The organism is Hydrocoleum sp. CS-953 (assembly GCF_002260545.1).
Lineage (GTDB): Bacteria > Cyanobacteriota > Cyanobacteriia > Cyanobacteriales > Microcoleaceae > Trichodesmium.
The window spans coordinates 1-13,975 of record NZ_LGSU01001455.1 but is presented as its reverse complement, the minus strand read 5'-3'; the positions used below and the strand labels follow the sequence as shown (position 1 = coordinate 13,975).

Genomic DNA, 13,975 nt, shown 5'->3' with positions numbered 1-13,975 from the left:
CCATCATGGTTAATCGCAGAACCTTTCACCAGAGCCAAAATGCGATCGCCATCTGCCACAGCATCCCGAAGACGTTTGAGGACAATTATGCTACAACCCTCTCCCCTGGCAAAACCATCAGCACTAGCATCAAAAGTCTTGCAACGACTATCAGGAGATAATCCTCTACTTTTACAGAACCCATGAGTCACAGTGGGATGAAGCATTAAATTTACTCCACCGACTAGAGCCAAGTTAGACTCTCCATTCCGCAAACCCTGACAAGCTATATGCAAAGTAACCAAGGAGGAAGAACAAGTTGTATCTAGGGTCAAAGTTGGTCCTTGCAGTCCAAAAACATAAGCTATCCGACCCGACGAAATATTCATCCCCGTACCTAGACCTAAATAAAAATCAGCCAAGTTATTAGGGAGAGAATTGATGCCAATCAAGGCATAATCATTAAAGCATTGACCTATATATACTCCCGTTTCCGTATTTTTCAAACTCCTGGGTGAAATACCTGCATTTTCTAATGCTTCCCAACTCACTTCCAACAAAAGTCGTTGTGATGGGTCCATCTTATTTGCTTCTGCCCCAGAAATGCCAAAAAAGGCGGGGTCAAACTGGTCTACGGGTTGTTGGAGAAAATAACCGTGGCGAACATAGATTTTGCCTGGTGCTTCTGGATCTGGATTGTAGTATTGGTCATTATTCCATCGCTCTTTGGGAATTTCTACTCTGCCATCTCTTGATTCTCTGAGAAATTCCCAGTAAGATTCGGGAGTATCAGCACCTCCTGGAAAACGACAAGCAGTACCAATAATTGCTATTGGTTCGGTACTTGCTGTTTCAATTTCATTTAACCTAGCAGTTGCGTGTTTGACTGCTAATAAAAGACGTTGCTGATTTGACAGTTCAGCGTTTGCAGTTGCTTCTTGTAGTTCTAAAAAAAGACGTTGCTGATTTGACAGTTGGGTTTGGGAGCTAGCTTCCATGTTTAATTCCTTGTTTGGTACATCTGAGGTTTTAGTTAGTGGGAGCATCTAACTCCCTTTCTCTATATAGGGTTTGGAGACCAAACCCCTACTCTCCTTTTTTTTAATAGCATTCAGCACTCAGCAGGTCAAAAAGCTGTTAACGAAGTTCCTCTTTTGGAGGCTAGCTGAAATGCTGATAGCTGATAGCTAGTTAATTACGGAGAACTGTTAACTGATTGGAACTTTCTTAATTTCCAACATAAATAGACTGATAAAGTTGATTCAGAGCATCATCAATAGCTTCATCCATGTTGTCTGCTGAAAGCTGACTAACCTCTGCAATTAGATTTTTTAAATCAATGGCAGTATCAGTTGTCTCAGACTCAGTTTCCGTCTGCTCAATTTTCGGAATTATTCCCTCTAGATATTCAGCTAAAGTCTGAATATTTGGATACTCAAAAGTAGAAGTTGAGGACAAAGTAATCCNCCCTCTAGATATTCAGCTAAAGTCTGAATATTTGGATACTCAAAAGTAGAAGTTGAGGACAAAGTAATCCCTAAATCTGTCTGAATCATACGGCCAAAATCCAGTGCCATTAGGGAATCCATCCCCAAATTAAAGAATCCTTCTTCTGGGTCTGGTAAATCACTTTTACTCAATCTCAATACTTTAGCAACAATACCAAGCAAATAATCCACAATTGAACTTTGGCGTTGCTCAGTTGTTGCTACCTTCAGTTCTTCTATGAATTCCTGTTGTTTTGGTCCCTGGTTTGCTCCTTTGAGTGGATGCTGACTTGCTATTTCCGATAGAAATGGCGGAGTTGCTGCTCCCAATTGACTCAACAAGTGTGACCAGTCAATATTAAATATTCCTATCTGTGGTTCCTGAGTTGCTAATACTTCTTCTAAAGCTTGTAACCCTTGCTCTGATTGAATTCCTTGTAAACCTTGGCTTTCTATACGACTTTGTTGTTGTGCCCCCATGCGAGCAGCGAGGCCAATATTTGCCCAAGGTCCCCAGTTAATACTCACTCCTGGTAATCCTAAATTCTGACGGTATTGGGCAACTGCATCCATAAAGGCGTTAGCTGCTGCATAGTTACTTTGACCGGGAGAACCTAACATTGATACTAGGGAGGAGAAACAAACAAAGAAATCTAATGGTATATCTTTTGTTAATTTATGTAGATTCCAAGTCCCTGCTACTTTGGGAGCTGTAACTTTTGTGAACTGTTCCCAACTCATTTGTTGGATAAATCCATCATCTACAACTCCAGCAGCATGAATTACACCTTTCAGCGGAGGTAAGGTATNATAAAGGCGTTAGCTGCTGCATAGTTACTTTGACCGGGAGAACCTAACATTGATACTAGGGAGGAGAAACAAACAAAGAAATCTAATGGTATATCTTTTGTTAATTTATGTAGATTCCAAGTCCCTGCTACTTTGGGAGCTGTAACTTTTGTGAACTGTTCCCAACTCATTTGTTGGATAAATCCATCATCTACAACTCCAGCAGCATGAATTACACCTTTCAGAGGAGGTAAGGTATCTTGTATCTGTTGGAAAATCTCTACCATATCTTTTTCCACAGACACATCTCCCAATAATACTGAAACTTGAGCGCCTGCTGCTTCTAACTCTTGAATACTTTCCTGAGCAGTTTCTGAAGGAGATTTGCGGCCTAATAAGACTATACTCTTAACGCCTTGTTTGACTAGGAACTGAGCCACTTCTAACCCTAGAGCGCCTAAACCACCAGTAATTAAATAACTTGCTTCGGTCTCAATAGTTAATTTGGCATCATCTGTATCTAACCTGGGTTGAATTAGTCTTGCTACTTGACGTTCTCCTTGACGATAGCGGATTTGATTTTCCCAACTGGTTGATGGTTGATGGTTGGCGACCTCATCGAGTAAAACTTTTAAGTTTTCTGATGCCTCAGTATTAGGATCTAGGTCTAAACAACGACAGTATAACTGGGGATACTCCAGAGTTATGGATTTGCCTAACCCCGATAAAAGTGCTTGTTGAGGTTGAATATTACTACTGACTTCTGACTCCTGAGAAGTAAATCCTAATGCAGCACCTTGAGTCACTAACCACAGAGGAGGTGATTGTTCAAGCGATCGCATCCCTTGCAATAGGTTGATAATACTACCACAAATTACCTCTTCTGCTTTTGCTAACTCTGCTACATCTGTATCTAAACTCCAGAGGTGAATCACACCTTGCAAGGGCAATTCTTCTGTTAATTCATTTACCTCATCAAGTAACTTTTGGAAATGTTCGGGGTCTGTTGGAGATAATTGAATCGTTTGTTGTTTTGCTTCTGAAGATAAATTCTTGTAACTATCTCCTGGATAGACAACAATACACTGATGACCTTGTTCTAATAATTGGGAGTTCAGACTATCGCTCCATGGTTTTGACTTACTATTTGATTCCCCTGTAGGACAAAATAGTAGGTAAGTTCCTGGTTCCTGTGTTTCACTAGGAGTCAAAGCAGCAGGTTGCCATTCTATTTGATAGTACCACTGACTAAAATCTAACCCAAAGGTCCTCAACAATAACTTCCGACTTAGTTGACGGAAATCTATACCATTATATTCTGCTAATACTTTCCCATTTCCATTCAGCAAGTAAGTATCACCTAGAAATTCTTCCTTCTCAAAAGAACTTGACTCGTCAATTTTGGTGTAGTACCACAATTCATCATCAATATCAAAATTCTCAAAAAACTTAAAACTCTTAGCTCCAGAAAATACATAAGCAGGAATTTCTATTTCAGTATCAATGAGAGATGTTTGACCATTACCATTATTCTCAGTATTCTGAGACAACTCCCGAACTACTGACAACAAAGCTACTGGCATCAGTCCACAATCAACCATACCAGGATGAGGCCAATATTTCTGCATTTCTTGATTATTTTGAGCTGATTTGATTTTTACCAACCCCTCTGTACCACCTATCCACGCTTTTTCCGTCCATTGGAATGTCGGTCCTAGGTAAAAATCTCCCTTCATAGGTTTCAGTGCAATTGAGTAATATTCATCGCTGGAGAGAGTCTGAGTACATCGGTTTTTGACTGCTGCAATATCAATATTTTCTTTTGGTAACTCTGAGTTCTTCACAGAGCGAACTTTTGCCTTAGCATGAACCGTCCAAGTTGTTGATGGGTCGTATTCTTCTCCTGCTTCACAACTTATCAACTGATAAGTATATTCTGTTTCTTTTTCTTGCTCTAGAAGCACTTGCACTGTACGACTAGAAGTTTCATCTGTTCCCAATATCTGTAAAAATTCAATATCATCCACAACGCAAGACTCGGTGTTTAATGCTTCTTTACCAGCAAGGAAACCAGAAATAATATGAGACGTACCAGGTACAACTATTTTGTTGTAATATTTGTGGTCTTTCAGATAAGAAGGAAACTCAGGTGTTAATTTAGTCTGAAAACGGAATTGTTGGGCAAAGGGTAAAGGTAATTTATGACCTAATACAGAATTTGATGTTCCCTCCTCTGTCAGCAAATCATTACTGACTGAAACAGAATTTGATCCCTGGGAATAGTTCTGTACCCAGAATCTTTGTCGTTGGAATGGGTAAGTAGGTAAGGTAACTTTCTGACGACTATATTGTTGATCAAATCCTACCCAGTCTATCTTTACTCCCCGCACATATAACTCTCCCAGAGAAGCAATAATCTGGGAAAAGTCTGCTGTATCTGGACGTAATGATGGCAACCAAACACCTACATCTGCTGGCAAACACCGACGACCCATTCCCAACAATATTGGTTTGGGTCCTACTTCTAAGAAGATTTCCACACCCTCTTTCTGTAAAGCATCCATACCTTGAGCAAACCTGACTGGTTGACGTACATGGTCTACCCAATATTTAGCTGTTGTGATACTTTCGTCTGCGACCTTTCCCGTAACGTTAGATATGACTGGAATTTCTGGTAGATTATAAGTTAATTCCTCAGCTACTGCTTCCCATTCTGCTAACATTGGGTCCATCAATGGGGAATGGAAGGCGTGAGATACCTGTAATTTTTTGGCTTTAATTTTTTCTGATTCTAAGCTCTTGACTATTTCTCCTACTGCTTCCGCTTCTCCTGAAATTACTACACTTTTTGGTCCGTTTATTGCTGCTATGGCTACTTTATCTGTATAAGGTGTGAGGAGCTTTTTCACTTNACTACACTTTTTGGTCCGTTTATTGCTGCTATGGCTACTTTATCTGTATAAGGTGTGAGGAGCTTTTTCACTTTTGATTCTGATGCCATCACAGCTACCATTTCTCCTCCTGGGGGTAGCTGCTGCATTAACCGTCCCCTGGCAGTAATTAATTTTAATCCGTCTTCTAAACTAAAGATTCCTGCTACTGTTGCTGCAACATATTCACCTACACTATGACCCATGACTACATCTGGTTCAATACCCCAGGATTGCCATAATTTAGCCAAAGCATATTCTATGGAAAATATAGCTGGTTGGGTATAAGCTGTTTGGTTTAGAGGTGATGACTCAGAATCTTCTGTATATATAACATCTAACAAAGAAACCTGTTCTGATTCTGGTTGTTCCTCCACAATTGCACTGAAAATTTGAGCACATTGGTCGATCGCCTGTCGGAAAACTGGTGCTTGATCATATAATTCCCGACCCATATTAACGTATTGGGAACCTTGACCAGTAAATAAGAAACCTACCTTTGGTAAAGCACTACTAGATACCTGTCCTGAGAAGATTTCCTCCCCTGTTAAACCAGCGCTTAATTTCTCCAATAACTCTGCTTGATTAGCTGCGATAATTGCTAATCTGTGATTCAAATGAGTCCGTCCTGTATTAGCTGTATAGCAAATGTCAGCTAATTCATCCTCATTATTTTCTTTTTCCAGATAATTTCGATAACGAACAACCAATTCCTCCAAAGCTTTTTCAGTTCTTGCTGACAGAGTTAATAAATGGAGCGATCGCTCTGTCTCATTTTCACTTTTAACTTGTTGTGGTGCTTCTTGTAAAATCACATGAGCATTAGTACCACTCATGCCAAATCCACTAATTCCTGCCAACAGAGGTTTATCTGGTTTTTCCAAAGGTATCACACTTGTTGCTACCTCTACCGGAATTCGATTCCAATCAATCTGAGGGTTAGGTTGATTAAAGTGAAGATTCGGGGGAATTTCCCGATTTTGCAGAGCTAAAATAATCTTCATTAAACCTGCAACCCCAGCAGCAGCTTCCAAATGGCCCACATTACTTTTCACCGCACCTATAATCAGAGGGTCTTCCTTACTTCTTTCTCCACAATAAACCTCATCAATAGCTTTGACTTCCAGAGGGTCTCCCAGAGAAGTTCCCGTACCGTGACATTCAACATAGTCTACCTCTGAGGGACTTACCTTAGCATTTACCAGAGCTTCCCGGAGTACCTTCTTTTGAGCTTGTTGATTGGGAACTGTCAGTCCACTACTAGGACCATCATGGTTAATCGCAGAACCTTTCACCAGAGCCAAAATGCGATCGCCATCTGCCACAGCATCCCGAAGACGTTTNCCATCATGGTTAATCGCAGAACCTTTCACCAGAGCCAAAATGCGATCGCCATCTGCCACAGCATCCCGAAGACGTTTGAGGACAATTATCCCACAACCCTCTCCCCTTGCATAACCATCAGCACTGACATCAAAAGTCTTGCAACGACTATCAGGAGATAATGCTCGACCTTTACAGAACCCATGAGTCACAGTGGGATGAAGCATTAAATTTACCCCACCTGCTAAAGCAAGGTTAGATTCTCCACTCCGCAAACTCTGACAAGCTATATGCAAAGTAACTAAAGAGGAAGAACAAGTTGTATCTAGGGTAAAAGTTGGTCCTTGCAGTCCAAAAACATAAGCTATCCGACCCGACGAAATATTCATCGCCGTACCTAGACCTAGATAAAAATCACCCAAGTTACCAGGTGAAGCATTTTGACCAATCAAGGCGTAATCATTAAAACATTGACCTATATAGACTCCCGTTTCCGTATTTTTCAAACTTCTGGGTGAAATACCTGCATTTTCTAATGCTTCCCAAGTCACCTCCAACAGAAGTCGTTGTGATGGGTCTATCTTCTCTGCTTCTGCTCCAGAAATCCCAAAAAAGGCGGGGTCAAACTTGTCTACGGATTGTTGGAGAAAATAACCGTGACGAACATATATTTGACCTGGTGCTTCTGGGTCTGGGTTGTAGTAGAGGTCATTGTTCCAGCGCTCTTTGGGAATTTCTACTCTGCCATCTCTTGATTCCCTGAGAAATTCCCAGTAAGATTCGGGAGTTTCAGCACCTCCTGGAAAACGACAACCAGTACCAATAATTGCTATTGGTTCGGTACTCGCTGTTTCAATTTCATTGAGTTTGGCAGTTGCTTTTTTGAGAGTGAACAAAAGACGTTGCTGATTTGAGAGTTGAGTGGTTTCGGAGCTAGTGTTCATGTTTAATTCCTTAGTTTGGTAGCTGATAGGTAGGGTTTGCTGAAAAAGTCTTTTTTAAGGGGTAGGGACGTTGCATAAGGGCGTCCCTACTTTGTGAGTCCTCTAAATAAGCTGTTCGAGTTGAGTCATAACTTCATTAAGAGCTGCATTTATTTGGTCTTCTGAAAGCTGACTAATCTCTTTAATTAGATTTTCTGAATCAATGGCAGTATCATCTGTTTTAGACTCAGCCTCTTTTTTCTCAATTTTCGGAATTATTCCCTCTAGATATTCAGCTAAAGTCTGAATATTTGGATACTCAAAAGTAGAAGTTGAGGACAAAGTAATCCNCCCTCTAGATATTCAGCTAAAGTCTGAATATTTGGATACTCAAAAGTAGAAGTTGAGGACAAAGTAATCCCTAAATCTGTCTGAATCATTTGCCCAAAATCCAGTGCCATCAGCGAATCCATTCCTAAATTAAAGAATCCTTCCTCTGGGTCTGGTAAATCATTTTTACCCCGCCTCAATACCTTAGCAACAACACCAATCAAATAATCCACAATTAACCTTTGGCGTTTGTCAGTTTTTGCTACCTTCATTTGTTCTAACAACTCCCGTTGTTTTGGCCCTTGGTTTGCTCCCTTGAGTGGATGCTGACTTGCTATTTCCGATAGAAATGCTGGGGTTGCTGCTCCCAATTGACTCAATAATTGNCCAATCAAATAATCCACAATTAACCTTTGGCGTTTGTCAGTTTTTGCTACCTTCATTTGTTCTAACAACTCCCGTTGTTTTGGCCCTTGGTTTGCTCCCTTGAGTGGATGCTGACTTGCTATTTCCGATAGAAATGCTGGGGTTGCTGCTCCCAATTGACTCAATAATTGTGGCCAGTCTATATTAAATATTGCTATCTGTGATTCCTGGGTAGCTAATACCTCTTCTAAAGCTTGTAACCCTTGCTCTGTTTTAATTCCTTGCAAACCTTGGCTTTGTAGACGACTTTGTTGTTGTGCCCCCATTCGAGCGGCGATACCAATATTTGCCCAAGGTCCCCAGTTAATACTCAATCCTGGTAATCCCAAATTGCGACGGTATTGGGCAACTGCATCCATAAAGGCGTTAGCTGCTGCATAGTTACTTTGACCGGGAGAACCTAAGATAGATGCTATGGAGGAGAAGCAAACAAAGAAATCTAATGGTATATCTTTTGTGAGTTTATGTAGATTCCAAGTTCCTGCTACTTTGGGAGCGGTCACTTTTGTAAACTGTTCCCAACTCATTTGTTGGATGAACCCGTCATCTACAACTCCAGCAGCATGAATTACACCTTTCAGAGGAGGTAAGGTATCTTGTATCTTTTGGAAAATATCTACCATGTCTTTTTCCACAGAGACATCTCCTAAGAATACTGAAACTTTAGTTCCTGCTGCTTCTAATTCTTGAATACTTTCTTTAGCAGTTTCTGACGGTGCGCTACGCCCAACTAAAGCTATACTCTTAACGCCTTTTTCTACGAGGAACTGAGCAACTTCCAATCCTAAAGCACCATTACCACCAGTAATCAAATAACTTGCTTCGGTCTCAACAGTTAATTTGACATCATCTGTATCTAACCTGGGTTGAACTAACCTCGCTGCTTGACGTTCTCCTTGACGATAGCGGATTTCACTTTCCCTGCTGGTTGATGCTTGATGGTTGGCGACCTCATCCAATAAAATTTTTAAAGTTTCTTGTTCCTCAGCATTAGGGTCTAGGTCTAGACAACGACAGTCTAACTGGGGATACTCCATACCTATGACTTTGCCAATTCCCCATAAAAGTGCTTGTTGCGGTTGAGAATTTGTGACAACTTTACCCTCTTGTATATCTGTTTCCTGAGCGCCTTGAGTCACTAACCAAACAGGAGGTGATTTTTCTAGCGATCGCATCTCTTGCAACAGGTTGATGATACTACCACAAATTATTTCTTCAGTTTTACCCAAGTCTACAGCATCAGTATCTAAACTCCAGAGGTGAATAATACCTTTCAAAGGTAACTCCTCTGTTGTTGATTCATTTACCTCATCAAGTAACTTTTGGAAATGTTCTGGTTCTGTTGGAGATAATTGAATTGTCTGCTTTTTGTCTTCAGAAGATAAATTCTTGTAACTTTCCCCTGGATAAACAACAATACACTGATGACCTTTTTCTAATAATTGGGAATTTAGGCGTTGGCAGAGCCTAGCGGCAGCTATATCGCTCCATCCCTTGAACTCACTATTAGGGCAAAATAGCAGGTAAGTTCCTGGTTCCTCTGTCTCACCAGGAGTCAAAGTAGCAGGTTGCCATTCTGTTTGATAGTACCACTGACTGAAATCTAAACCGAAACTCCTCAACAATAACTTGCGACTTAGTTGCCGGAAGTCAATGCCAATATATTCTGCGATTACTTTACCATCTCCATTTAGCAAGTAAGTCTCACCGCGCAGTTCTCCTTTCTCAAAAGAACTTGACTCGTCAATTTTGGTGTAGTACCACAATTCATCATCAATATCAAAATTCTCAAAAAACTTAAAACTCTTCGCTCCAGAAAATGCGTAAGCGGGAACTTCTATTTCACCATCAGTGACAGGTTTTTGACCATTACCATTATTTTCACTATTCTGAGAAAACTCCTGAAGTATTGACAACACAGCTACTGGCACAATTCCAGAATCAACCATACCAGGATGAGGCCAATATTCCTGCATCTCTTCATTGTTTTCCCCAGATTTGATTTTTACCAACCCTTCTTTACCACCTATCCAAGCTTTTTCCGTCCATTGGAATGTTGGTCCCAGGTGAAAATCTCCTTTAGTGGGTTCCAGTGTAGTTGAGTAATATTCATCACTAGAAAGAGACTGAATACATCGTTGTTTTACTGCTGCAATATCAATATTTTCTTTCGGTAACTCTGAGTTTTTAGCAGGTCTCACTTTTGCCTTACAATGAACCGTCCAAGATGTTGATGGGTCGTTTTCTTCTCCTGCTTCACAACTTATCAACTGATAAGTATATTCTGTTTCTTTTTCTTGCTCTAAAAGCACTTGCACTGTACGACTAGAAGTTTCATCAGCTCCCAATATCTGCAAAAATTCAATATTATCGACAACACAAGACTCACTATTTAGTGCTTCTTTGCCAGCAAGTAAAGCTAAAACAATATGAGATGCACCAGCTACAACTATTTGACCATAATACCTGTGGTCTTTCACATAAGAAGGAAACTCAGGAGTTAACTTAGTCTGGAAGCGGAACTGTTTAGCAAACGGTAAAGCTAACTTATTACCCAATAAAGAACTTGATGTACTGTCATCAGCAATAAAACCATTATTACTGACTGAAACAGTAGTCGCCCCCCGCGAGTAGTTTTCTATCCAGTATTTTTGGCGTTGGAATGGGTAAGTAGGTAATACCACTTTCTGACGACTGTATTCTCCATCAAATTCTACCCAGTCTACTTTGACTCCCCGCACATACAATGCTCCCAGAGAAGAAAGCATCTCTGGAAACTGTGCTGCATCAGGACGTAATGATGGCAACCACACACCTGCATTTGCTGGTAGACACCGACGACCCATTCCCAATAATATTGGTTTCGGTCCTACTTCTAAGAAGATTTCTACGCCCTGTTTTTGTAAGGCATCCATACCTTGGGCAAACCTTACTGGTTGACGTACATGGTCTACCCAATATTTTGGTGTTGTAATACTTTCGTCTGCCACCCCTCCCGTTACGTTAGATATTACTGGTATTTCCGGTTGATTATAATTCAGTTCTTTGGCTACTGCTTCCCATTCTGCTAACATTGGGTCCATCAATGGTGAATGGAAGGCGTGAGATACTTGTAATTTTTTGGCTTTAATTTTTTCTGATTCTAAGGTCTTGACTATTTCTGCTACTGCTGTCGCTTCTCCTGAAATTACTACACTTTTTGGTCCGTTTATTGCTGCTATGGCTACTTTATCTGTATAAGGTGTGAGGAGCTTTTTCACTTNACTACACTTTTTGGTCCGTTTATTGCTGCTATGGCTACTTTATCTGTATAAGGTGTGAGGAGCTTTTTCACTTTTGATTCTGATGCCATTACAGCTACCATTTCTCCTCCTGGGGGTAACTGCTGCATTAACCTTCCCCTGGCAGTAATTAATTTTAATCCGTCTTCTAGACTAAATATTCCTGCTACTGTTGCTGCAACATATTCACCTACACTGTGACCCATGACTACATCTGGTGTTATTCCCCAAGATTCCCATAATTTAGCTAGGGCGTATTCAATAGCAAATATAGCTGGTTGGGTATAAGCTGTTTGGTCTATAGGTGACGTCTCTCCATCAGGATAGATAATTTCTAGGATGGAGTCAACACCAAGTTCTGCTAATATTTCCTCACATTCATCAAGTGCTGCTTGGAATACTGGTGCTTGTTCGCATAACTCCTTACCCATATTTATATATTGGGAACCTTGACCTGTGAATAAGAAGGCAACTTTAGGAGCAGTAGCATTGATTAAAAGTTTTCCAGTAGATATACCCTCTGCTTGCTCTTCTGGTTTGAACTCTCCCAGTTTTTCAACTAATTCTGTTTGGTTTTGAGCAACAACTGCTAATCTGTGGTTAAAATGACCTCTTCCGGTATTAGCAGTGTAACAAACATCTCCTATATCCAAATCTGGATTAGTCTTTAAATAATGATGATAACTGTCTACTAAATCTGATAAAGCTGTAGGAGTCTTAGCTGACAAAGTTAATATATGAACGGGACGAGGCAAATCATCCTCTTCTTTCTCCAGAGTGGGTGCTTCTTCCAAGACAACGTGAGAATTAGTTCCACCTATACCAAAAGAACTAACTCCTGCTCGTAGAGGAGTGCCGTTCCGTTTCCATTCCGACAAAGTATTATTGACGTAAAATGGAGTCGCGCTAAAATTAATCTGGGGATTAGGTTCCTCGTAGTTTAGACTGGGAGGTATTAAATTATGTTTGAGAGCCAAAACAGTTTTAATTAATGCTCCTACACCTGCTGCCGTATTCATGTGTCCCACATTGGTTTTTAGGGAACCTATGGCGCAAAATTGTTTTTTATCGGTATGCTCTGAAAAGGCTTTGCTTAAAGCTTCAATCTCAATAGGATCTCCTAATTTTGTCCCCGTACCATGAGCTTCTATGTATGTAATTGTTTCTGGATTTACATTACCGACAGCTTGAGCTTCAGAAATAACTGCTGATTGACCATTCACACTGGGAGCAGTATAACCCNTTTAGGGAACCTATGGCGCAAAATTGTTTTTTATCGGTATGCTCTGAAAAGGCTTTGCTTAAAGCTTCAATCTCAATAGGATCTCCTAATTTTGTCCCCGTACCATGAGCTTCTATGTATGTAATTGTTTCTGGATTTACATTACCGACAGCTTGAGCTTCAGAAATAACTGCTGATTGACCATTCACACTGGGAGCAGTATAACCCAGTTTCAAAGAACCATCATTATTAATTGCCGAACCTTTAATCACAGCATGAATAATATCTCCATCTGCTATCGCATCTTGCAGTGGTTTCAGTAACACAACTCCCACACCATTAGCCAAAAATGTTCCCGAACTTTTGGCATCAAAAGCTCGACAATGACCATCGTCAGAACCTACCATTCCTTCCTGATATAAGTATCCCACATTTTGAGGAACTTGGATCGAAACACCACCTGCTAGAGCCATGTCACATTCTCCATTGAGCAAACTTTGACACGCTAAATGTACGGCAACTAATGATGTTGAGCAAGCTGTTTGAATAGTTATGGCAGGTCCGGTCAGATTCAGTTTGTAAGCGGTGCGGGTTGCTAAGTAATCTTTGTCGTTAGCAACCATTTGGGCAAAGTAGCGACTATCTAAGACAATAAAATCTTTGTCTGCCAGGTTATACATTAAATAGGTAAGCACTCCAGCACCAGTATAAACCCCGATTGAACCTTCGTAGTTTTCTGGGTTATAACCACTACTTTCTATTGCTTCCCAGGCGCACTCTAAAAAAAGTCGTTGTTGCGGGTCGATTTCTTCTGCTTCTCTTGGACTGTAGTTAAAGAAGTTAGCATCAAACATTTCAATGTCTGAAACAGTAGCACCGACTTTAACATAGTTGGGATTATTAAGTATTTCGGATGGAACACCAGATTTTGTCAACTGTTTATCTGATAATAATGAGATAGATTCAACCCCATTCTTGAGATTCTCCCAAAACTGCTCCAGGTTTCTTGCTCCTGGAAAACGTCCAGACATTCCTATGATAGCAATTTCATTATCATTATATTCTTGTTCTTCTGGTTGATTCATAATCTTTATTCTTACTTATATATTTTAGTGTAGAAACCGGGTTTGTTTGGGTCAATGTTCAGCATTTTGAAATATATAAATACAAACCCGGTTTCTCGGTTTCTCGTCTAGGAATGGTTTGGAGTTAAGAAACCGGGTTTGTTGGAGTCAATGTTCAGCATTTTGAAATATATAAATACAAACCCGGTTTCTCGGTTTCT

Annotated in this window: 9 protein-coding genes; all 9 read right to left on the bottom strand. The window is 40.4% G+C overall.

What is annotated here, in order from left to right; genetic code table 11:
• A partial coding sequence (locus AFK68_RS30905; protein WP_246844567.1) for a polyketide synthase occupies positions 1-1,025 on the bottom strand: 1,025 nt, incomplete at its 3' end.
• A gap of 421 nt (positions 1,026-1,446) precedes the next feature.
• Positions 1,447-2,261: beta-ketoacyl reductase (locus AFK68_RS47110; protein ID WP_371357636.1), on the bottom strand; the 815-nt coding region annotated here is incomplete at its 3' end.
• A gap of 15 nt (positions 2,262-2,276) precedes the next feature.
• Positions 2,277-5,164 (bottom strand): SDR family NAD(P)-dependent oxidoreductase (locus tag AFK68_RS42920; protein WP_246844566.1); only part of this gene is annotated, 2,888 nt, incomplete at its 3' end.
• A gap of 3 nt (positions 5,165-5,167) precedes the next feature.
• Positions 5,168-6,480 (bottom strand): type I polyketide synthase (locus tag AFK68_RS42915; protein ID WP_246844569.1); only part of this gene is annotated, 1,313 nt, incomplete at its 3' end.
• A 49-nt stretch (positions 6,481-6,529) separates the two neighbouring features.
• Positions 6,530-7,452: polyketide synthase (locus tag AFK68_RS42910; protein ID WP_246844565.1), on the bottom strand; the 923-nt coding region annotated here is incomplete at its 3' end.
• Positions 7,453-7,782: 330 nt separating this feature from the next.
• On the bottom strand, positions 7,783-8,033 hold a 251-nt coding region (locus tag AFK68_RS47105; RefSeq protein WP_371357635.1), incomplete at its 3' end, for an acyl carrier protein.
• A 115-nt stretch (positions 8,034-8,148) separates the two neighbouring features.
• Positions 8,149-11,447, bottom strand: a 3,299-nt coding sequence (locus AFK68_RS42905; protein ID WP_246844564.1) for an SDR family NAD(P)-dependent oxidoreductase, incomplete at its 3' end; no start/stop codon positions are given.
• A 3-nt stretch (positions 11,448-11,450) separates the two neighbouring features.
• Positions 11,451-12,691, bottom strand: a 1,241-nt coding sequence (locus tag AFK68_RS30870) for a type I polyketide synthase (protein WP_246844568.1), incomplete at its 3' end; no start/stop codon positions are given.
• A 20-nt stretch (positions 12,692-12,711) separates the two neighbouring features.
• Positions 12,712-13,775 (bottom strand): polyketide synthase (locus AFK68_RS30865; protein ID WP_143438466.1); only part of this gene is annotated, 1,064 nt, incomplete at its 3' end.
• Positions 13,776-13,975 lie beyond the last annotated feature (200 nt).